We start from the raw sequence: 19592 nt of genomic DNA on the forward strand, positions 1-19592 counted from the left end.
ATGAGTCCGGCGCAACAGCCCTGTGTTCTGGTGGTCGAGGACGAGTCGGCGCAGCGCGAAGTTCTGCAATACAACCTTGAAGCCGAGGGGTTCCGGGTGGTGATGGCGGTCAATGGCGACGAGGCGCTGTTGCTGCTGCGCGAGGAAAAGCCCGATCTGGTGGTGCTGGACTGGATGCTGCCCAATGTCTCGGGGATCGAGATCTGCCGCCGCGCCAAGGCCAATCCGGAAACGCGCTCGATTCCGATCATCATGCTCTCGGCCCGGTCCGAGGAAACCGACCGCGTGCGGGGGCTGGAAACCGGCGCCGATGATTATGTGGTGAAGCCCTATTCGGTGGTGGAGCTGATGGCGCGTCTGCGCACGCAGCTGCGCCGGACGCGCCCGGCCACGATGGGCGAGCGGCTGGTGTTCGACGACATCATTCTGGATGCCGCCGAGCACCGCGTCTTCCGCGATGGTCAGCCGCTGAAGCTGGGCCCGACCGAGTTCCGGCTGCTGTCCACGCTGATGGAAAAGCCGGGCCGGGTCTGGACGCGCGATCAGCTGCTCGACCGGGTCTGGGGGCGGGATATCTATGTCGACACCCGCACCATCGACGTGCATGTGGGGCGGCTGCGCAAGGCGCTGATGGTGAATGGCGGCGCCGATCCCGTGCGCACCGTGCGCGGAACCGGCTACAGCCTCGGTTAACGATCCTGCAGAAAAGCATCGACCTCGGCGCGGGTCGGGATGGCGGCGGCCGTTCCGGCCCGCGTCACCTTCAGCGCCGAAGCCCCGGCGGCCAGCCGCAGCGCCTGCGGCGGCGTCATCCCCTCGGCCAGACCGGCGACCAGATAGCCCGCGAACGTATCCCCCGCGGCGGTGGTGTCGACGGGCGTCACCTTGAAGGCCGGTTGCTCCTGCGCGGTCTTGGCCGCCAGATCATGCCAGACCGCCCCCTTGGCGCCATGGGTCACGCAGACCGCCTTGACCGGCAGCGCGTCCAGCGTCGTGCCGAGCGCTTCGCACAGCTGCGCCGCCTCGACCGCGTTCAAAAGCAGAAGGTCCAGATCTTTCAGCACCTTGCGCACGGCCTCGGCCTCAAACGGCGCGGCGGAATAGGCGACCTTGACACCGCGGGCTTTCGCCAGCGCCACCGCCTCGACCTGGGCCGAGGTTTCGTTCTGCATCAGCAGCCAGTCACCCGCTGCGGCCTTGGCCATCGCGTCTTCCAGCACATTCAGCGGCACCGCCCGGTTTGCCCCCGGAAACAGCACGATCGAATTTTCCCCCGACGCATCGACCATGATGATCGCATGACCCGAGGCCACGTCCACCTCGGCCACATGGGCGCAATCGACGCCATCGGCGGCCAGTTCCGCCCGCATCCAGGCGCCATCCACCCCGGTCGCGCCGATGTGGCGCACGACCGCCCCGGCCCGCGCCGCCGCCACCGACTGGTTCGCCCCCTTGCCGCCCAGACCGCGGCCATAGGCGGTCGCGGCCAGCGTTTCCCCGGGCAGGGTCAGATGCGGCAGGCGGTAAAAGTGGTCGGCATTGATCGAGCCGAGGTTGAAGATGGTCATGGGTCTTCTCCGGGGTCTTGACCCGGGCCGAGAGCCCCGGCCCGGAGGGAACTTCAGCGTTTCAGCCCCAGACGGCTGGCCGACAGGGCCGCCATATGCAGGATGTCGTTCACCGTGGCCCGGTTCGAGCAGATCTGCACCGAATGCTGGATGCCGGTCAGGATCGGGCCGATCACCGTCGCCCCGGCCATTTCCTGCATCAGCTTCACCGAGATCGAGGCCGAATGCCGCGCGGGCACCACAAGGATGTTCGCGGGCCCGGTCAGACGGCAGAACGGGTAATGCTTCATCTGCTCGGGGTTCAGCGCGACATCGACGGCCATTTCGCCATCATATTCGAAATCGACGCCGCGTTCATCCAGCACCTGCGGCGCGATGTGCATTTTCATCGCGCGTTCCGACACCGGATAGCCGAAGGTCGAGAACGAGGCGAAAGCCACCCGCGGATCAATGCCCAGACCGCGGGCCACCCGCGCCCCGGCCATGGCGATATCGGCCAGGTCGTTTTCATCGGGCCATTCATGCACCAGCGTATCGCCGATGAAGACGACCTTGCCCTTGTGCAGAAGCGCGGTGATCCCCACGGCCCCATCCGAGGGCTTGGCGTCGATCACCTTGTTGATCAGCTCGAGCACATGCGCCGATTTCCGGGTGGCCCCGGTGATCATGCCATCGCCATGGCCATGCACCAGCATCAGCGCGGCGAAGACATGCCGGTCCCGGGTGGCCAGCTTGTGCGCATCTTCCCGGTCCATCCCCTGCCGCTGCAGGCGACGATAGAGGAAGTCCTTGTAGGTATCCATGTGCTTGCAATTCGTCGAATTGACGATCTGCAATTCGCGGAAGGCATCGCCGATCCCGGCGGCTTCCAGCTGTTCGCGCACATGCGACTCGCGGCCCACCACCAGCGCCGTGCCCATGCCGCCGCGCTGATAGGCGACCGCGGCGCGCAGCACCCGCGGGTCGTCGCCCTCGGCAAAGATCATCCGCGCCTGTGCCTGACGGGCGCGGGCATGAATGCCCTGCAGGATCGCCGCCGTCGGGTCCATCCGCGCCTTCAGGCTTTGCGCATAGCCCTCCATGTCGATGATCGGACGTCGCGCCACCCCGGTATCCATCCCGGCCTTGGCCACGGCGGGCGGGATCACATGGATCAGCCGCGGGTCAAAAGGCGTCGGAATGATGTAATCGCGCCCGAAGGTCAGCTTGCGGCCATAGGCCATCGCCACCTCGTCCGGCACATCCTCGCGCGCCAGCGCCGCCAGCGCCTTGGCACAGGCGATCTTCATCTCGTCATTGATCGCGCGGGCATGAATGTCCAAAGCGCCACGGAAGAGATAGGGGAAGCCCAGCACGTTGTTGACCTGGTTCGGATAGTCCGACCGGCCAGTGGCCACGATCGCATCGGGGCGGACCGAATGCGCCTCCTCGGGGGTGATTTCCGGGTCCGGGTTCGCCATCGCGAAGATCACCGGATTGTCCGCCATCGAGGCGACCATCTCCGGCGTCACCGCCCCCTTGGCCGAGACGCCCAGGAACACATCGGCGCCCACCATCGCCTCTTCCAGCGTGCGCGCGTCGGTCTTCGCCGCATGGGCCGATTTCCACTGGTTCATGCCCTCGGTCCGGCCCTGCCAGATCACGCCCTTGGTGTCGCACATGATGCAATTGTCATGCTTGGCGCCCATGGTCTTGATCAGTTCCAGACAGGCGATCCCGGCGGCGCCGGCGCCATTCAGCACGATCTTGCAGTCTTCGATCTTCTTGCCCGAGATTTCGAGCGCGTTCAGCAGCCCCGCCGCACAGATCACCGCCGTGCCGTGCTGGTCGTCATGGAACACCGGAATGTCCATCATCTCTTTCAGCCGCTGCTCGATGATGAAGCATTCGGGGGCCTTGATGTCCTCAAGGTTGATACCGCCAAAGGTCGGGCCCATCAGGCTGACGGCCTTGATGATTTCTTCCGGGTCTTCGGTGGCCAGTTCGATGTCGATGGCGTTCACATCGGCGAAGCGCTTGAACAGCACCGCCTTGCCCTCCATCACCGGCTTGGAGGCCAGCGCGCCAAGGTTGCCCAGACCCAGGATCGCCGTGCCGTTCGAGATCACCGCCACCATGTTGCCCTTGTTGGTGTAGTCATAGGCGGTCTCGGGGCGTTCGGCGATGGCTTCGACCGGAACCGCAACGCCGGGGGAATAGGCCAGGCTCAGATCCCTCTGCGTGGTCATCGGCTTCGAGGCGACGACCTCGTATTTCCCCGGCACGGGGTCGAGGTGATAGGCCAGCGCCTCTTCGGGCGTGACGCGGTTCTTGGTGGACATGGGCCAGACTCCTCCAGTGGGCGCTTTTTCCTTATCCCCCTTGCGGCGCTGCCTCAATCGGTTTGCACGGGGGTGCGGCGTTTAATAAGTTGCGCGCGGCAGGGGGAAACCATGACAAGCGAAACCGTGACGCCGATGATGGCGCAATATCTGGCGATCAAGCAGGCGAACCCGGGGGCGCTGCTGTTCTACCGGATGGGCGATTTCTACGAGATGTTCTTTGACGATGCCGTGGCGGCGGCGGCGGCGCTGGATATCGCGCTGACCAAACGCGGCCTGCATCTGGGCGAGGAAATCCCGATGTGCGGCGTGCCGATCCATGCCGCCGAGGGCTATCTCTTGACGCTGATCCGCAAGGGCTTCCGCGTGGCGATCGCCGAGCAGCTGGAAGATCCGGCCGAGGCGAAGAAGCGCGGCGCGAAATCGGTGGTGAAGCGCGATGTGGTGCGGCTGGTGACGCCCGGCACCCTGACCGAGGAAAGCCTGCTTGAGGCGCGGCGGCACAACTACCTTGCCGCCTGGGCCGAGCTGCGCGACGAGGGCGCTCTGGCCTGGGCCGATATTTCCACGGGCGAGTTCCGGGTGATGCCCTGTCCGCTTGCGCGTCTGGGGCCCGAGCTGGCCCGTCTTGCGCCCCGCGAGGTGCTGGTAAGCGAGACGAAAGAGGCCGATTGTGCCGGAATCGTCTCTGATTTGCGGGCCTCGCTGACGCCTTTGGCGCGGTCGAGCTTCGACAGTCAGGGGGCGGAAAAGCGGCTCTGCGATCTCTTCGCGGTGGGGTCTCTGGATGCGTTCGGCGCGTTTTCGCGCGCCGAAGTCTCTGCGATGGGGGCTTTGGTCGATTATCTGGACCTCACGCAACGGGGGAAACTGCCGCTTCTGGCCCGACCCCTGCGGGAAGAGGCGGGCAGCCTCGTGCAGATCGACGCCGCCACCCGGCGCAATCTGGAACTGACGCAGGCGCTTTCGGGCGGGCGCGAGGGCTCGCTTCTGGCCACGATCGACCGCACCGTGACGGCGGGGGGGGCGCGGCTGCTGGAACGGCGGATCTCGGCGCCCTCGCGCGATCTTGCGCAGATCCATGCGCGGCATGATGCGGTGCGTTTTCTGGTGCAACAGGGTCGATTTGCCGAAGATCTGCGTGATGCCCTGCGGCGCTGCCCCGATATCGACCGGGCGCTCAGCCGCCTGGCGCTCGACCGCGGCGGCCCCCGCGATCTGGCCGCGATCCGCAACGGTCTGGAACAGGCGGGCCGGATTGCCGAGCGTCTGGCCGAGACCGAAGCCCCCGCGCTTCTGGCCGACGCCGGGCAAAGGCTTCTGGGCCACGAAGATCTTGTCGCTCTGCTCGATGCCGCGTTGGTCGCGGAACCGCCGCTTCTGGCCCGCGATGGCGGTTTCATCGCGACGGGTTACGAGCCGGAACTCGATGACACCCGGCAGCTGCGCGACGAGGGCCGCGGCGTCATCGCCCGGATGCAGGCCGATTACATCAGCGAGACCGGGATTTCGTCGCTGAAGATCAAGCACAACAACGTGCTGGGCTATTTCATCGAAACGACCTCGACCCATGCCGAAAAGATGCTGGCCCCGCCGCTTTCGGCCCGCTTCATCCACCGGCAGACGACGGCCAATCAGGTCCGCTTCACGACGCTGGAATTGAGCGAACTTGAAACCCGCATCCTGAACGCGGGCAATCACGCGCTGGAGATCGAAAAGCGGCTCTATGACAGCCTGAAAGGCGCGATTCTGGCCGCCGCCGGACCGATTTCCGAAACCGCGCGGGCGCTTTCGGAAATCGACCTGACCGCCGCCTTCGCCGATCTGGCTGCCGCCGAGGATTGGGTCGAACCGACCGTCGATCAAAGCCACGCCTTCGAGATCGAGGGCGGTCGCCATCCGGTCGTGGAAGCCGCGCTCAAACGCCAGGGCGAGCCCTTCATCGCCAATGACTGCGCCCTGACCAGTGGCCCCACGCCTGCGATCTGGCTGCTGACCGGCCCGAACATGGCGGGCAAATCAACCTTCCTGCGCCAGAACGCGCTGATCGCGCTTCTGGCACAGGCGGGTAGTTTCGTTCCCGCGCGGCGCGCCCATATCGGCCTGGTCAGCCAGCTCTTCAGCCGCGTCGGCGCCGCCGACGATCTGGCCCGCGGCCGGTCCACCTTCATGGTCGAGATGGTCGAAACCGCCGCGATCCTCAATCAGGCCGACGACCGGGCGCTGGTGATCCTCGACGAAATCGGCCGCGGCACCGCGACTTATGACGGGCTTTCGATCGCCTGGGCGGTGATGGAACACCTGCACGGGGTGAACCGCTGCCGCGCGCTTTTCGCCACGCATTACCACGAAATGACCGCGCTTTCGGCCAAGCTGGAGGGCGTCGAAAACGCCACCGTCTCGGTCAAGGAATGGCACGGCGAGGTGATCTTCCTGCACGAGGTGAAAAAGGGCGCAGCCGACCGCTCCTATGGCGTGCAGGTGGCGAAACTGGCGGGCCTGCCCGAAAGCGTCGTCGCCCGTGCCCGTGTCGTGCTGGATGCGCTCGAAAAGGGCGAACGCGAAGGCGGCAAGAAACAGGCGATCATCGACGATCTGCCCTTGTTCGCGCTGGCCCCGCCGCCCGCGCCCGCGGCCCCGCCGGCGAAATCCGCGGTCGAGGAGCAGCTGCGCGGCCTGCATCCCGACGAGATGACGCCACGCGAAGCGATGGACGCGCTTTACGCCCTGCGCGCCCTTCTCAAGGACTGATCTTCATCTTGCTGCAAATATCCTGGGGGTCCGGGGGCAAAGCCCCCGGCCTGTCTTACGCTTTCGGCATGGAACTGACGCCGACTTTCGCCGGGCGCAGCAGACGGTCGTGCAGCAAGAACCCGTCGTCCATCACCTGAATGATGTCGCCCGCCACCGTGCCCGGCAGCGGCGCTTCGAACATCGCTTCATGCAGCAGCGGGTCGAATTTGTCGCCCACTTTCGGCTGGATCGCCACGATCCCGTGCCGCGCAAACACGTTCAGCAGCTCGCGCTGGGTCAGCTCGACCCCTTCGATCAGCGCGGGCGCTGCGGCGCGGACCTCTTCGCCCGCCGCATCCAGCGCGCGTTTGAGCGCATCGAACACCGGCAGCATGTCGCGCGAGAGTTTCGAGCCGCCATATTGCTCGGCCTCGCGCCGGTCCCGCTCCGCCCGCTTGCGCGAATTCTCGGCATCGGCGAGCGCCCGCATGAAGCGGTCGCGCAGCTCGTCGCGTTCGGCGCGCAGCATTTCGATCTCGTCCTGCTCGTCGCCCAAAGCCGCGGCCAGCGCCTCGTCCAGCTGCGCCTGATCCTCTGCCATCTCGTCCTTCTTCTCGGTCATCCGTTCACCCTTTGCCCCGGCCGGCCAGCATCCGCCCGACCAGTTGCGCCGTATAATCCACGATCGGCACGATCCGCCCGTAGTTGAGCCGGGTGGGGCCGATGACCCCCACCGCGCCGATGATCTTTCGATCCGCGTTCATATAGGGAGAGACCACCAAAGAGGAACCCGAAAGTGAGAAGAGTTTGTTCTCGGAGCCGATAAAAATGCGCACGCCTTCGCCGGTTTCGGTCAGATCAAGGAATTCGGCGATGTCGCGTTTGCGTTCCAGATCGTCGAAAAGCGTGCGGATGCGGTCCAGATCGCCCTCGGGCTCCAGCAGATTCGACCGGCCGCGGACGATCAGCCGCTCCCAAGGCTCGCCCTGATCGGCCCATTGCGCCAGCCCGCTTTCGACCATCTCGGCCGCCAAGGCATCCAGTTCCTGTCGCCGCGCGGAGATTTCCACCGCGATTTCGCGGCGCAGATCGGACAGCGTCTTGCCCTCGGCCAGCGCGTTCAGAAAATTCGCCGCCTCGCGCATCGACGACGGCGTCTGCCCGGCGGGGGGCGTGAAGACGCGGTTTTCCACCTGACCATCGGCCATCACAAGCACGACCAAGGCCCGGTCCGGCGCGAGCGAGACGAATTCGATATGGCGGATCGGCGCCTCGGTCTTGGGCGCCAGAACAAGGCTGGCCCCATGCGTCAGCCCCGAGAGCGCCGCCCCCACCCGGTCCAGCAGCGACCCCACATCGGGTTCCGCCGCGCCCACCGTGGCTTCCAGCGCGGCGCGGTCGGTGGCCTGAACCTCGCTCACCTCCATGAAACCATCGACGAACATCCGCAGCCCCATCTGCGTCGGCACGCGGCCCGCGGAGACATGCGGGCTGCCCAGGAGCCCCAGATATTCCAGATCCTGCATCACGTTGCGGATCGTCGCCGCCGACAGCTTCTCGCTCATCAGCCGGGTCAGCGTGCGCGAGCCCACCGGATCGCCGGTTTCCAGATAGCCCTCGACCACCCGGCGAAACACCTCGCGGGAGCGGTCGTTCAAGTCCGAGATCAACTGGTTCTGGTTCGTCATGGCCACGCTTTGCATTATTGCGGGGAAAGCTTTTCCGTCAATCGTGCCTTCGGGGTTGCATCGGGTCTTCTGCCGTTTCAAATGGGGTCAAATCCAGCGAAAGGACAGCCCATGCGCCCCTCTGGCCGCAATCTTGCCGATATCCGTTCCATTTCCATCGAAACCGGCGTGACGAAACATGCCGAAGGCTCGGTGCTGATCAAGATGGGGGACACCCATGTTCTGTGCACCGCGACGATCGAGGACAAGGCGCCCTCGTTCCTCAAGGGCTCGGGCCTCGGTTGGGTGACGGCGGAATACGGGATGCTGCCGCGCGCGACGAATTCGCGCAATCGGCGCGAGGCGGCGGCGGGCAAGCAATCGGGCCGCACGCAGGAAATCCAGCGTCTGATCGGCCGGGCTTTGCGTGCGGGGATCGACCGGTCCGCGCTGGGCGAGCGGCAGATCGTGGTGGACTGTGACGTGCTGCAGGCCGATGGCGGCACCCGTTGCGCCTCGATCACCGGCGGTTGGGTGGCGCTGCGCATTGCGGTGAACAAGCTTCTGAAATCGGGGCTGATCGTGTCCGATCCGATCATCGACCATGTGGCGGCGATTTCCTGCGGCATCTATGCCGGGCAGCCGATCGCCGATCTGGATTATGCCGAGGATTCCGAGGCCGGCGTGGATGGCAACTTCATCCTGACCGGGCGCGGCCGTCTGGTCGAGGTGCAGATGACCGCCGAGGGCTCGACCTTCTCGCGCGAGCAGATGGGGAAATTGCTCGATCTGGCCGAGGCCGGGGTGGCGCAGCTGGTGGCGGCGCAAAAGGCGGCGATCGCATGAGGGCTTTCACCGAAAAGCGCCTTCTGGTCGCGACCCACAACAAGGGCAAGCTGGCGGAAATGAGCGATCTTCTGGCCCCTTACGGGGTCGAGGTCGTCGGTGCTGGGGAAATGAACCTGCCCGAACCGGCCGAGACCGAGACGACCTTTGTCGGCAATGCGCGGATCAAGGCGCATGCGGCGGCGAAGGCGACCGGGCTGCCCGCGCTGTCCGATGACAGCGGGATCGAGGTTGACGCGCTGGATGGCGCCCCGGGCGTTTACACCGCGGATTGGGCGGAGACGCCGAATGGCCGCGATTTCGTCCAGGCGATGACCCGGACCTGGGCGGAATGCGAGGCGAAGAATGCCCCCTTCCCGCGCAAGGCCCGGTTCCGCTCAACCCTGGTTCTGGCCTGGCCTGATGGCCATGACGAGGTGTTCGAGGGCAAAGCCGAGGGGCAGCTGGTCTGGCCGATGCGCGGCGCGCAGGGGCACGGCTATGATCCGATGTTCCAGCCCGAGGGGTTCGACGTGACCTTCGCGGAAATGGACCCCGCGCAAAAGAACGAGATTTCCCACCGTGCGGATGCGTTCCGCAAATTCGTCAAGGTCATGGAGGCAAAATGACTCGTGTCAATATCTCGGGCGGCTCGCCCTATGAACCGAAGCTTGGCTATTCCCGCGCCGTGGTGCAGGGCGACTGGTGCTTTGTCGCGGGCACGACCGGCGTTGATCCGGTGACGAAGACCTTCCCCGAGTCGGTGCTGGAACAGGCGCAGAATACGCTGGCCACGATCAAATCGGTGCTGGAAGGCGCGGGCTTCGGGCTCGAGAACGTCGTGCGGGCGAATTACATCATCACCGATGCCGCCTATATGGAAGAGATCATCCCGGCGCTTTCGGCCACCTTCGGCGAGATCCGTCCGGCGGCAACGATGATCGTGGCGGGACTGGTCAATCCGGCGATGAAGATCGAGATCGAAGTCACGGCCTTCAAAGGATGAGTGACGACTGGCGGCACGGGGGCTTTGGCCTTTACCTCCATTGGCCCTTTTGTGCCGCCAAATGCCCCTATTGCGACTTCAACAGCCATGTTGCGGCGACGATCGACCATGATCGCTGGCTGCGGGCTTACCTCGCGGAAATCGACCGGATCGGCGCCGAAACGCCGGGCCGCGTGCTGAACACGGTGTTTTTCGGGGGGGGCACGCCGTCCTTGATGGCGCCCGAGACGGTGGCGGCGGTGATCGACCGGCTGCGCGCCACCTGGCCCACGGCGAATGATCTGGAAATCACGCTTGAAGCCAATCCGACCAGCATCGACGCGGGCAAGTTTCGCGCCTTTGCGCAGGCGGGGGTGACCCGGCTGTCGATGGGCATGCAGGCGATGGAGGACGAAAGCCTGCGCCGTCTGGGTCGGATGCATACCGCGGCCGAGGGCCGGGCGGCCTTTGATATCGCCCGGGCGCATTTTCCCCGCGTCAGCTTCGATCTGATCTATGCGCGGCAGGGGCAAAGCTTGGACGATTGGGCGCGCGAATTGCGCGGGGCGCTCTCGATGGCCGTCGATCACTTCTCGCTTTACCAGCTGACGATCGAGGACGGCACGGCTTTCGGGCGGCTTTTTGCGGCGGGCAAGTTGCGGGATCTGCCCGAGGATGATCTGGCCGCCGACATGTATCTGAAAACGCAGGAGATCTGCGATGCGGCCGGGCTGCCCGCCTATGAGGTGTCGAACCATGCCCGGCCCGGCGCCGAATGTCGGCACAACCTCGTTTACTGGCGCTATGGCGATTATGCCGGGATCGGCCCCGGCGCGCATGGGCGGCTGACGCTGGGCGGTCTCCGTCACGCGACAGAGGCGCCGAAAGCTCCCGCGGACTGGCTGGACCGGGTCGAGGGCCGGGGTAACGGCGAATTGCCGCGGGAGCCGCTGGACCGGCAGGAACAGGCGACGGAATTCCTGCTGTTCGGGCTGCGGCTGGCCGAGGGGATCGACCCGGCCCGCTATGAACGGCTTTCCGGGCAGGCGCTGCCCGCGCAGGCCCTGGCCGATCTGGAGGCGATGGGGATGATCGCCCGGGAAGGCGGGCGTATCCGGGCGACGGCACAGGGGCGTGCGGTGCTCAATGCGGTGATTCGCGAGCTGATGCCCTGAGGCTCAGGGCTGGAAATCGCCCTCGGCTGCCAAGAGATCGGCCCAGCCTTCCGTCCCCGACATCCGCACGATCAGCTGCCCCCGATCCCCGAAGGCATCCACCGCACCATCGGGATGGGCCCAGATTTCGGCCATGTGATCCATGCGCAGATGCAGTTCCAGCCCCGGATCGAGGACGTTGATCCAGGGCCCGGCCTCCAGCACCCGGACAATCACACCGGAATGATGCTCGATGCAGCCGGGATTGCCGACGGCGAACCGCACCGGCACGGCGGTTTCGGCGGCGCGCAGCATCAGCCGCTCGATCGCGCCTTTGGTCAGCCGACGCGCGGGAAGGCGGCCGTCGTGCAGGGGGGCAACCGGGCTCAGATCCGCCCAGAGATCGACGCCCGGATCGGTGGACGCGGGATCGAAGGTCTGCGCCTGATCCGCCAGCCGCAGCGAAGCGACCAGCGGCGCCCAGGCCTCGGCCTTCGTTTCCTCGCGCAGATGGATCTTGTGCACCGCCGCGCCCGCCGCGTCAAAGATCTGGATCGAGCGTTTCGGCCCCTTCGGCCCGGCCTCGTCACAGGCGAAAGCATGTTGCCAATGCGCAGGCGCCATCTCCAGGTCGATCGGCGGGTTGACGATCCGGGGGATCTTGCCGGGCTGGTAGCTGTCATAGCAGCCGACCTTTTCCAGAACGCAACTGTCATTGCGGGTCAAGGCCATGACCTGACCCAGCGCGGCCAGACCCGGCATGATCCGATCCGGATCGGCCGTGATTCGGGTGGCGGAGATGCCGACGAAGGCGGCGCAAAGCGCGGCTTCGCAAAGGCCGTGCGCCTCGGCGAAGTCCCGGGCATAGATCCTCGGTTTCTTGGCGCGGGCGGTGCGGATCTGCTCTGGGGTCATGGCGGGCCTTCCGATGGACGACGGATCGCGTCCAGAGCTAGCCCAGTCGCGCGCCGATCGAAAGCTCCGTCTGGGTGTCGCGGGCGGGGCGCGGCAATTCGCACCCTGCGCCGCGTCACTGCGGTTGCAACTCCTGCATCAGCTTGTCGAACGCCTCCCGTTCGGATTGGCTTTGGGTGATCAATTGCTGCGCCCGCGCCAGCGGGCCAAGCGGCGCCACCTCTTCGGATTGCGCGGGGGGGACCGTTTCCGGCGCAAAGAGTTCGACGAATCGTTTCTGGTTTTCCGAGCCGTATTGCGCGACGGTGGTCCAGTCCCCCGCGCGCCAGGATTCCTCGATCTGTGCCTGCGGCTTTCCGGCATCGGCGAATTCGCCTGCGGCGGTGTTATGCTTGCCCAGCATGCTCATCGCCTCGCCGCGGAGGGTCGCGGCCTCTTCGCCGGGCAGATCGCCGATGTAGGAATAGGCTGCCGCCGCATCCCGGCCGACCAGCGCCGCCCGCGCCAGCGCCAGCCGCCCGTCGGGGCTGCGACGCGTCTCGACCGACAGGATGTCGCGCGCCGATTGCCAGAACCCGGTCGCCGAGAGCCGGTTGGCCAAGGCGATCTGCACGCTTTCCGCAAGCGCCCCCGGGTCGATCTGGTCGCGATGCCGGAAGAAGGTCTCGATGAAGATCCCGTCATCGGGAACCTTGCCCAGAAGGGCGGCAAGGCCATCCACCGCCGAGCGCTTGACCGTTCCGAAGTCTGACGCATCCCAGCTTTGCAGGGCGCGGAAGGCTTCGTCGAAACGCGCGGTCGAGCCCAGCCCGAGAACTTCCGCCCGCATCAGCCGTGCCCCGGTTTCGGACCCGCGCATTTGTCGCCCGAGCGCGCCGGCATTGTCGACATCGGCCGCGGGAATCGCCGCGCCCAGCGACAGCTTCGTCTCGATCGACGTGATCAGGGAGTCCGCCGCGACGGGCGTGTCCGATTGCGCCAGCCCGTCAAGCAGCCGTGTGGCCTCTTCCTTGCGTCCGGCGCTCAGTTCGATCTGCGCGTCGATCTGTGCAAGCGTCGCCTGATGGTTTTCCGGAGCGCGGGCCAGCATCGAGCGCACGGTGGTCGCCACATCGGGCGCGCCCATGTCGATCAGCCGGGCGCTGAGCGCGGGACCGACGAGCGCGCGGATATTGGGCGGCAAGGCGGAATAGGCGCGCAGGACCGCGCCGAAGTTCACATCCTGCTTGCGCGGCGCTTCCTTGAGCGCCAGCACCGCCCAGAGCGCGACCTTGCCGTCGCAGGCGGCAAGACCCGACAGGCCGGTTTCCGGCGGCGGCGGCGTGCCGTCGACGATATCCGCCATGATCGGCAACATCCCCGCCTCCTCGGGGCTTATGCCGAAGCTGCGCAGGGCGGCCTTGGCTTCGGCGCCGAAGCCGAAGGCGATGTAGACCCGTGCCAGGTTCAGCACGGCCTCGGTGCGGGGGCGGTCGAATTCCCCCACCAGATCGCGGCGCGCCTCGGTAAGCTGATCCACGACGGGCTTGTCGTTTTGCCACGACAGCACGTCGAACTCCTGATCCGGGGGGCAACTGTGCCCGGTGTCGGACAGCTGATGCCGGGCAAAGACCGAGGCCGTGTCACGATCGATCACCGTTTCCGATTGCAGCGCCAGGCTCGGGGCTTCCTCTGCCGTGGCGTCCTCAGGTGCTTGCGGCCCGGTCTGGTCCGGGGTCTCGGCGGGGGCGGCCTGGGGTCTCGGCAATTCCATCGTGATCAGCCCCTGCGAGGCGGCCCGCCCGAGCTGGTCGATGAGGCTTTGCTCCGCCGTCGTCACCCGTGCATCCGGCAAGGCGAGCGGCGCGGTGGGGGATGCGGGCGTTGTCCGGGCGATCGGTTGCGCCGGGTCTTCCGGTGCCTCCGGCAGCGGTTTCGACCAGTAGAGGTCCAGATAAGTGCGATTCGGCGTGGGACGGAAGCTTTGCGGCGCCGGGGGCATCGGAGCGGGGGCATCCGGTTCGGCCCCGTCCACGATGTCGATCACCGCGGCGCCGATCGGCAAAGGGAAGGATTCAAGACGCACCGATGGCGACGTTTCGATGAACACCGAGCGCGCGTCCACATCTGCCGTGACCGACAGGATCCGCGTTTTCGGGATCAGGTCGAAGACCCGCGACAGATCGAACCGGGTCTCCCGCCCCGGTGTCGTCAGCCGATAGCCACCGGCCACCCGCTCCGTGCTCCAGGCGGTGCCCGGCGGCAGCATGAAGACGAGACGGGAGAAAGTGTCATGTTCGCCGGAGCGGACCGCGATCTGCTGCGCCGCGGCCGGTGCCCCGGCGATCAGCATCGCCGCGAGGGCGAGGATGAACCGCGTCATGCCGCCTCCGTCTTCACCGCCTTGAGGGCCTCTTCAAGTTCCGAGAAACTGGGGCGGATGTGATGCGGGGTGTTCTGACGCCCCACCTCGATGCAGATGTTGGTGGCGTGGTTGTGCAGGTTGGCCACCAGAACCTCGCGGATCAGCTTGTAGAAATGGCTGTCCTCGTCGACCACCGCCTTGATCCGGGTCGCGAAGGGGCCGATGAAACCATAGGCGAGGAACACGCCGAGGAAGGTCCCCACCAGCGCGCCGCCGATCATCTTGCCCAGGATTTCCGGCGGCTGGTCGATCGAGGCCATGGTCTTGATCACCCCGAGCACCGCGGCCACGATGCCAAGCGCGGGCATGGCATCCGCCACCGACTGCATCGCATGGCTTGAATGCATCGCATGGTGATAATTCGCCTCGAGCTGCTTTTCGAGCACTTCCTCGACCTGATGGGGATCATCATAGTTCATCGAGGCCGAGCGCATCGTGTCGCAGATCATCTCCACCGCTTCATGGTCATGCAGGATCTTCGGGTATTTTCCGAAAATCGAAGAATTTTCAGGGGCTTCGATATGTTCTTCGATGGCGACGGGATTTTGCCGGGCCAGCCGGATCAGTTCGAACAGCAGACACAGCAGGTCGCGGTAATCGCTGGGCTTCCATTTCGGCCCCTTGAAGACCTTGCCGATGTCCTTGACCGTGTGCTTGATCGACGGCAGGTCATTGGACAGCACGAAAGCGCCGACCGCCGCCCCGCCGATCATGATCATCTCGAAAGGCAGGGCTTTGAGGATGATCCCCATCTTGCCGCCCGCGGCGACGTAGCCGCCGAACACCATTGCGAAGATGATGACGATCCCGACGATGCCTATCATTGCAGTTCTCCATGCTCTTGCCGAGACACTGGCAGAGTTCGCTTAACAAATGCTGTTCGAATCAGTTTTGCGGGGCTCCGGCATTGCGGCCGGCCATGATGACGCTGATCGTATAGGCTACCTTGGGGTCCAGCGCCGCCATCACCGCCGCAGAGGTTTCCGGGCGCATGCGCGACAGGAAGCCCGCCGCGAATTCGGGCGCCATCGCCGAGAACAGCGGCGCGGCCTCTTTCGGCTTCATGTTTTCATAGACGGTGACCAGCCGGGTCACGTCTTCGTCGGCGGCCTTGTCGGCGATGGTCACGGTCTGCGCCAGATTCTGTTCGGCCTCGACCAGCGAGGCAAGACGTTGCTCGATCCGCTTTTCGGCCAGGGCGATCGCCTTGGACCGGTCCGACAGCACCGTTTCGCGCTCCGCCAGTTTGCGCTCGCGCGTCTGCACTTCGGTGTAAAGCGCCATCACGCCCTGATCGTCGATGCAGGCGGCGGTTTCGGTCGCGGGCTCTGTCGCTTCGGCACTGTCGAGCGCCAAAGCGAAGCCCGATCCGAATCGCACCAGGGCCGAGCTCGCGAACAGCGCGGCGATCAGCATCAGCGCGCCGCGACCAATTCTTCTGCGCGGCTTCCGGGGCGCGGGGCCGGGGGCCGGACGGGGCGCTTTCATTCCGCCGCCTCCAGATCGGACGGACGCACCCGGCGCCGCAGAACCCGGTGGCGCTGCGGTTCGGGCTCGGGCTCGGCCCGGGCCACGGGCGCGGCGGCAGGGGCGGGGGGGTGAGACGGCATTGCCAGAAGCAGTTCCAGCCGCTGGGCGCCCTGTTCCGCCCGTTCGGTCAGACTGCGCAGCTGCTCGGCCGAGGCGGCTGCCGTGGCCTGGGCCCGGTTCAGCGCCTTTGTCATGTCGTCGACCTGGGCCGACAGCACGGCAATCGCCCCGCCCATGCCGCTTTCAAGCTGGTTGAAGCGCTTCAGCCTGCGCGCCAGCACCATGCAGTAGACGCTGGCGCCCAAGGCGCCAAGACCCATGAGAATATCCGCAATCAGCTGCATTTCGCTCTCCCTAGTTCATCACGAATTCGATCACGAGCAGGTCGTTCACCATGCCCTCGCCGACAACGATCTGGACCCGGCGCAACATCTGCGCGCGCAGCCGCAAAAGCGCCGCGGGGTCTTCCAGATCCTTCACTTCCACCGCCCGCAGGAAGCCGTTCAGCACGTCCATCACCCGCGGCTTGAGCAGCTCGACCTCTTTCTGCTTCAGGATCGGCACTTCAAGCTGGGCCGAGAATCGCAGGTGCCGCGCCGGACCTTCGGGCAGCGAGATCACCATCGGGTCCAGCGCAACGAAGGCGATCTTCGGCTCGGTGGGTTCGACATGGGTTTCCTCCTCGGCCGCGGCGCCTTCGGGATGCGCGGGCGCAAGAATCATGCCGGAATAGACGGCATAGAATCCCCCCCCGCCAAGCAGGAGCATCAGCACCAGCCCGATCAGGATCGGCAGCTTCGATTTCTTCTTTGGCGTTTCTTCGCCTGCAGCTTCTGGCTCGGCCATGGCGGTCCCCGATTTCTTCGATCTCCCCTGCTATACCCTTGCACCCACTAACCGATTGTTAAGGGCGATCGGAGAAAGATGCGCAGGACGACGGGGCAGAAGTCCGCTCGAAGGAGGTGCGTCTTGCAGCAACTGATGGCCATTTGGCAGGGATTGGACACGACGCGACGCGTGCTTGTGGCCGGGGCGACGATGCTCATGTTTGCAGCCATATTGGCGCTTTCAAGCTTTGCCTCGCGCTCGGAAATGGCACTGCTTTACGCGGGTCTTGAAGGTCCGCGGGCCGGTGAAGTGGTGACGGCGCTTGAAGCGCGCAGCGTGCCCTATGAGGTCCGGGGCGATTCGATCTATGTCGAGGCGGGACGCCGCGACGAATTGCGCATGGCGCTGGCGGGCGAAGGGCTGCCCGCAACGGGCGGCGCGGGCTATGAGCTGCTCGACGGGCTGTCGGGCTTTGGCACCACCTCGCAGATGTTCGATGCCGCCTATTGGCGCGCGAAAGAGGGCGAGCTGGCCCGCACCATCGTCGCCAATCCGATGATCCGCGCGGCGCGGGTGCATATTGCCGCGCCCTCGGGGCAGTCGTTCCGCAAGGAAAATCACCCGACCGCCTCGGTCACCGTGACGACGGCTTCGGGCGGCTTGTCGCCGACCCATGCCAAGGCCTTGAAATTCCTTGTCTCTTCCGCGGTTCAGGGGATGAGCCCGGATGATGTCTCGATCATCGATTCGGTGGCGGGGCTGATCTCGACCGGCGATGACGCCTTCAATCCGGCGGCGAATGACCGCGCCGAGGAGCTGCGCCGCAATGTCGAGCGGCTGCTGGAGGCGCGGGTCGGCTATGGCAATGCGGTGGTCGAAGTCTCGGTGCAGACCGTGACCGAGCGCGAGGCGATCACCGAAAAGCGGATCGAACCGGACAGCCGGGTGGCGATTTCGACCGAAACGCAGGAGCGTTCCGAGAAATCCGACGACACCAAGCCGGGTCCGGTGACGGTGGCCTCGAATCTGCCGCAGGGCGATGCCGCCAATGGCGGGAAATCGCAAAGCCAGGCCTCGGAGACCCGCGAGCAGGTCAATTTCGAGGTTTCGGAAACCACCCGGGAGATCTTGCGCAATCCGGGCGATATCAAGCGCTTGACCGTGGCCGTTCTGGTCGATGGCGTCGAGGGCAAGGATGCCAATGGCGTCAGTGCGATCACCCCGCGCACCGACGAGGAACTGGCGGCGCTGAAGGAGCTTGTGGCCTCGGCCGTGGGCTTCGACGAGAAACGCGGCGATGTCATCACCATCCGCTCGATGGCCTTCGAGCCGATCGCCGAGACCGGCACCGAAGCGACAAGCAGCCTCTTTGCCGCGACGCCGCTTGATGCGATGCAGCTGATCAAGATTGCGATCCTTGCGGTCGTGGCGCTGATCCTCGGCCTGTTCGTGATGCGGCCGATCCTGGCGCAACGCGCCGCCGCGGCCGAGGCCGAACGGGCGATGAACCTGCCCGGCGGCATGATCGGTTCGGACGAAGGCACCGGCCGGGCGCTGACCGGCGAGATTGCCGATGCCGACATGCCGATCGGGTCGATGAACGTGGTCTCCGATTTCGATCTGGGCGACATGCCGATGACGATGGGCACCGGCAATTTCGGCGACATCGGCATGGGCGGGTCCGACCAGCCCGGCGATCCGGTGGCGCGTCTGAAGAAGCTGATCGAGGAACGTCAGGCCGAATCGGTCGAGATCCTGCGCAGCTGGATGGATGAGACGGAGGAACGGGCATGATCCGGAGCAGGCTCCAACTGGAATCCTTCGAGGCGGAACCGGCCCCGCCGCCGCCGCCGCAGATCGAGATCGACCCGGGCGCCTTCGAGGAAGAACGTCTGGCGGCCTTTGAAAAGGGCTACACCGCCGGCTGGGACGATGCGATTGCGGCGCAGGAGGCCGAGGGCACCAAGCTGCGCTCGGACCTCGGGCAGAACCTGCAGGAGCTGTCCTTCACCTATCACGAGGCGCGGCAGGAGATCCTGATGGCCTTGCGCCCGCTGCTGGTCGATATCGCGGCCAAGCTGCTGCCCGCGATGGCGCGGCAGACGCTGGCGCAGATGGTGGCCGAACAGCTGCAGCCGCTTGCCGAATCGGCGACTTCGGTGCCGATCACCATTCTGGCCAGCCCGCTCAGCCTGCCGCTGATCGAGGAGGTTCTGGGAAATCGGTCCAGCCTGCCCCTTGTCTTCGCAGGCGATCCGACCCTTGGCGAGGGTCAGGTCTATCTCAAATTCGCCGAGACCGAGACCCGGATCGACCTTGACGGGGTGATCCGGCTGATCGCGGAAGCCATCGACACCTATTTCAGCGCCAGCCAGCAGGAGGCCGCTCATGGATGACACCCCCCAGTCCAGCAACCCGTTCTCGCAAGTTCCGATCGAGATCACCATTTCGGTGGGCAAGGCCCGGCCGCTGGTGCGCGATCTGCTGCGGATGAAGCGCGATTCGATCCTGCCGCTGGATCGTCGGGTCGAGGACCCGGTCGAGCTTTATGTCGGCGACAAGCTGATTGCCCGCGGCGAGCTGACCGAAATGGAAGGCGAATCGAACGGCCAGCTGGCTGTCCGCCTGACCGAGGTCGTCGATCTGCAGAACGGGCTGTGAC

The 19592-nt window shown here is 65.7% G+C and carries 19 protein-coding genes; 9 read left to right on the forward strand and 10 right to left on the reverse strand.

Features of this window, described 5'->3' with window-relative positions; translation table 11 throughout:
* On the forward strand, positions 1 to 693 hold the full coding sequence (gene phoB / locus ACTTAG_RS00650) for a phosphate regulon transcriptional regulator PhoB (protein ID WP_444463723.1): 693 nt from the start codon (positions 1 to 3) through the stop codon (positions 691 to 693).
* Here phoB and ACTTAG_RS00655 read toward each other — a convergent pair.
* Together ACTTAG_RS00655 and ACTTAG_RS00660 are read right to left on the reverse strand one after the other, a co-directional pair.
* On the reverse strand, positions 690 to 1568 hold the full coding sequence (locus ACTTAG_RS00655; RefSeq protein WP_444463724.1) for a ribokinase: 879 nt from the start codon (positions 1566 to 1568) through the stop codon (positions 690 to 692). The genes phoB and ACTTAG_RS00655 overlap by 4 nt on opposite strands.
* A gap of 53 nt (positions 1569 to 1621) precedes the next feature.
* Positions 1622 to 3889 carry an NADP-dependent malic enzyme gene (locus ACTTAG_RS00660; RefSeq protein WP_444463725.1) on the reverse strand — a complete coding sequence of 756 codons (2268 nt, stop codon included), beginning with the start codon at positions 3887 to 3889 and terminating at the stop codon, positions 1622 to 1624.
* 111 nt (positions 3890 to 4000) lie between these two features.
* Here ACTTAG_RS00660 and mutS point away from each other — a divergent pair, with 111 nt between their 5' ends.
* Entirely contained in the window at positions 4001 to 6640 is a 2640-nt protein-coding gene (gene mutS, locus ACTTAG_RS00665) for a DNA mismatch repair protein MutS (protein ID WP_444463726.1), read from the forward strand.
* Positions 6641 to 6695: 55 nt separating this feature from the next.
* Here the strand turns inward: mutS and ACTTAG_RS00670 are convergent, their stop codons facing one another.
* Together ACTTAG_RS00670 and hrcA are read right to left on the reverse strand one after the other, a co-directional pair.
* Positions 6696 to 7244: a nucleotide exchange factor GrpE gene (locus ACTTAG_RS00670; protein WP_444463727.1), complete on the reverse strand. Its 549-nt coding sequence runs from the start codon at positions 7242 to 7244 to the stop codon at positions 6696 to 6698.
* A 4-nt stretch (positions 7245 to 7248) separates the two neighbouring features.
* The gene (hrcA, locus tag ACTTAG_RS00675) at positions 7249 to 8310 is read right to left on the reverse strand and encodes a heat-inducible transcriptional repressor HrcA (RefSeq protein WP_444463728.1); all 1062 of its coding nucleotides are present in this window, start codon (positions 8308 to 8310) and stop codon (positions 7249 to 7251) included.
* Positions 8311 to 8421: 111 nt separating this feature from the next.
* On the opposite strand from hrcA, the gene rph reads away from it, so the two are divergent.
* The 4 genes from rph to hemW are packed head-to-tail and all read left to right on the forward strand — an operon-like array spanning position 8422 to position 11274.
* A complete protein-coding gene (gene rph / locus ACTTAG_RS00680; RefSeq protein WP_444463729.1) occupies positions 8422 to 9135 on the forward strand; it encodes a ribonuclease PH in 714 nt (237 codons plus the stop codon).
* Positions 9132 to 9743 carry an RdgB/HAM1 family non-canonical purine NTP pyrophosphatase gene (gene rdgB / locus ACTTAG_RS00685; RefSeq protein ID WP_444463730.1) on the forward strand — a complete coding sequence of 204 codons (612 nt, stop codon included), beginning with the start codon at positions 9132 to 9134 and terminating at the stop codon, positions 9741 to 9743. The genes rph and rdgB overlap by 4 nt, the downstream gene beginning before the upstream one ends.
* Positions 9740 to 10120: a RidA family protein gene (locus tag ACTTAG_RS00690; RefSeq protein ID WP_444463731.1), complete on the forward strand. Its 381-nt coding sequence runs from the start codon at positions 9740 to 9742 to the stop codon at positions 10118 to 10120. The genes rdgB and ACTTAG_RS00690 overlap by 4 nt, the downstream gene beginning before the upstream one ends.
* Positions 10117 to 11274, forward strand: a complete 1158-nt coding sequence (gene hemW, locus ACTTAG_RS00695) for a radical SAM family heme chaperone HemW (protein WP_444463732.1) — start codon at positions 10117 to 10119, stop codon at positions 11272 to 11274. Before ACTTAG_RS00690 ends, hemW begins: the two co-directional genes overlap by 4 nt.
* A gap of 3 nt (positions 11275 to 11277) precedes the next feature.
* Here the strand turns inward: hemW and ACTTAG_RS00700 are convergent, their stop codons facing one another.
* The 6 genes from ACTTAG_RS00700 to ACTTAG_RS00725 form a co-directional block, all read right to left on the reverse strand.
* Positions 11278 to 12168: a ChuX/HutX family heme-like substrate-binding protein gene (locus tag ACTTAG_RS00700; protein ID WP_444463733.1), complete on the reverse strand. Its 891-nt coding sequence runs from the start codon at positions 12166 to 12168 to the stop codon at positions 11278 to 11280.
* Between the two features lie 115 nt (positions 12169 to 12283).
* Entirely contained in the window at positions 12284 to 14530 is a 2247-nt protein-coding gene (locus ACTTAG_RS00705; RefSeq protein WP_444463734.1) for a hypothetical protein, read from the reverse strand.
* Positions 14527 to 15396, reverse strand: a complete 870-nt coding sequence (gene motA / locus ACTTAG_RS00710; protein ID WP_444463735.1) for a flagellar motor stator protein MotA — start codon at positions 15394 to 15396, stop codon at positions 14527 to 14529. The genes ACTTAG_RS00705 and motA overlap by 4 nt, the downstream gene beginning before the upstream one ends.
* Before the next feature lie 61 nt (positions 15397 to 15457).
* Complete coding sequence (locus ACTTAG_RS00715; protein ID WP_444463736.1) at positions 15458 to 16060, reverse strand: MotE family protein; 603 nt, start codon at positions 16058 to 16060, stop codon at positions 15458 to 15460.
* Positions 16057 to 16446, reverse strand: a complete 390-nt coding sequence (locus tag ACTTAG_RS00720) for a hypothetical protein (RefSeq protein ID WP_444463737.1) — start codon at positions 16444 to 16446, stop codon at positions 16057 to 16059. The genes ACTTAG_RS00715 and ACTTAG_RS00720 overlap by 4 nt, the downstream gene beginning before the upstream one ends.
* A 10-nt stretch (positions 16447 to 16456) precedes the next feature.
* Positions 16457 to 16948, reverse strand: coding sequence for a flagellar basal body-associated FliL family protein (locus ACTTAG_RS00725; RefSeq protein WP_444463738.1), 492 nt, complete (start codon positions 16946 to 16948; stop codon positions 16457 to 16459).
* Positions 16949 to 17083: 135 nt separating this feature from the next.
* Between ACTTAG_RS00725 and fliF the strand changes: the two genes are divergently transcribed.
* The 3 genes from fliF to ACTTAG_RS00740 are packed head-to-tail and all read left to right on the forward strand — an operon-like array spanning position 17084 to position 19591.
* A complete protein-coding gene (gene fliF, locus ACTTAG_RS00730; protein WP_444463739.1) occupies positions 17084 to 18724 on the forward strand; it encodes a flagellar basal-body MS-ring/collar protein FliF in 1641 nt (546 codons plus the stop codon).
* Positions 18721 to 19326 (forward strand): FliH/SctL family protein, encoded by a 606-nt coding sequence (locus ACTTAG_RS00735; RefSeq protein ID WP_444463740.1) that lies wholly within the window; start codon positions 18721 to 18723, stop codon positions 19324 to 19326. Before fliF ends, ACTTAG_RS00735 begins: the two co-directional genes overlap by 4 nt.
* Positions 19319 to 19591 (forward strand): FliM/FliN family flagellar motor switch protein, encoded by a 273-nt coding sequence (locus tag ACTTAG_RS00740; RefSeq protein WP_444463742.1) that lies wholly within the window; start codon positions 19319 to 19321, stop codon positions 19589 to 19591. The genes ACTTAG_RS00735 and ACTTAG_RS00740 overlap by 8 nt, the downstream gene beginning before the upstream one ends.
* Position 19592: the final 1 nt, after the last annotated feature.

Origin of the sequence: Rhodobacter capsulatus (assembly GCF_052363185.1) — a bacterium.
GTDB lineage: Bacteria > Pseudomonadota > Alphaproteobacteria > Rhodobacterales > Rhodobacteraceae > Rhodobacter > Rhodobacter capsulatus_E.

What these genes read in the sequence shown, in the direction of transcription:
- ACTTAG_RS00735 (WP_444463740.1), top strand. Translation starts at nt 18,721, where the DNA reads ATGATCCGGAGCAGGCTCCAACTGGAATCCTTCGAGGCGGAACCGGCC.
- ACTTAG_RS00715 (WP_444463736.1), bottom strand. Translation starts at nt 16,060, where the DNA reads ATGAAAGCGCCCCGTCCGGCCCCCGGCCCCGCGCCCCGGAAGCCGCGC.
- rdgB (WP_444463730.1), top strand. Translation starts at nt 9,132, where the DNA reads ATGAGGGCTTTCACCGAAAAGCGCCTTCTGGTCGCGACCCACAACAAG.
- ACTTAG_RS00725 (WP_444463738.1), bottom strand. Translation starts at nt 16,948, where the DNA reads ATGGCCGAGCCAGAAGCTGCAGGCGAAGAAACGCCAAAGAAGAAATCG.
- ACTTAG_RS00740 (WP_444463742.1), top strand. Translation starts at nt 19,319, where the DNA reads ATGGATGACACCCCCCAGTCCAGCAACCCGTTCTCGCAAGTTCCGATC.
- rph (WP_444463729.1), top strand. Translation starts at nt 8,422, where the DNA reads ATGCGCCCCTCTGGCCGCAATCTTGCCGATATCCGTTCCATTTCCATC.
- motA (WP_444463735.1), bottom strand. Translation starts at nt 15,396, where the DNA reads ATGATAGGCATCGTCGGGATCGTCATCATCTTCGCAATGGTGTTCGGC.
- fliF (WP_444463739.1), top strand. Translation starts at nt 17,084, where the DNA reads ATGGCCATTTGGCAGGGATTGGACACGACGCGACGCGTGCTTGTGGCC.
- phoB (WP_444463723.1), top strand. Translation starts at nt 1, where the DNA reads ATGAGTCCGGCGCAACAGCCCTGTGTTCTGGTGGTCGAGGACGAGTCG.
- hrcA (WP_444463728.1), bottom strand. Translation starts at nt 8,310, where the DNA reads ATGACGAACCAGAACCAGTTGATCTCGGACTTGAACGACCGCTCCCGC.
- ACTTAG_RS00700 (WP_444463733.1), bottom strand. Translation starts at nt 12,168, where the DNA reads ATGACCCCAGAGCAGATCCGCACCGCCCGCGCCAAGAAACCGAGGATC.
- ACTTAG_RS00705 (WP_444463734.1), bottom strand. Translation starts at nt 14,530, where the DNA reads ATGACGCGGTTCATCCTCGCCCTCGCGGCGATGCTGATCGCCGGGGCA.
- ACTTAG_RS00690 (WP_444463731.1), top strand. Translation starts at nt 9,740, where the DNA reads ATGACTCGTGTCAATATCTCGGGCGGCTCGCCCTATGAACCGAAGCTT.
- ACTTAG_RS00655 (WP_444463724.1), bottom strand. Translation starts at nt 1,568, where the DNA reads ATGACCATCTTCAACCTCGGCTCGATCAATGCCGACCACTTTTACCGC.
- hemW (WP_444463732.1), top strand. Translation starts at nt 10,117, where the DNA reads ATGAGTGACGACTGGCGGCACGGGGGCTTTGGCCTTTACCTCCATTGG.
- ACTTAG_RS00670 (WP_444463727.1), bottom strand. Translation starts at nt 7,244, where the DNA reads ATGACCGAGAAGAAGGACGAGATGGCAGAGGATCAGGCGCAGCTGGAC.
- ACTTAG_RS00720 (WP_444463737.1), bottom strand. Translation starts at nt 16,446, where the DNA reads ATGCAGCTGATTGCGGATATTCTCATGGGTCTTGGCGCCTTGGGCGCC.
- ACTTAG_RS00660 (WP_444463725.1), bottom strand. Translation starts at nt 3,889, where the DNA reads ATGTCCACCAAGAACCGCGTCACGCCCGAAGAGGCGCTGGCCTATCAC.
- mutS (WP_444463726.1), top strand. Translation starts at nt 4,001, where the DNA reads ATGACAAGCGAAACCGTGACGCCGATGATGGCGCAATATCTGGCGATC.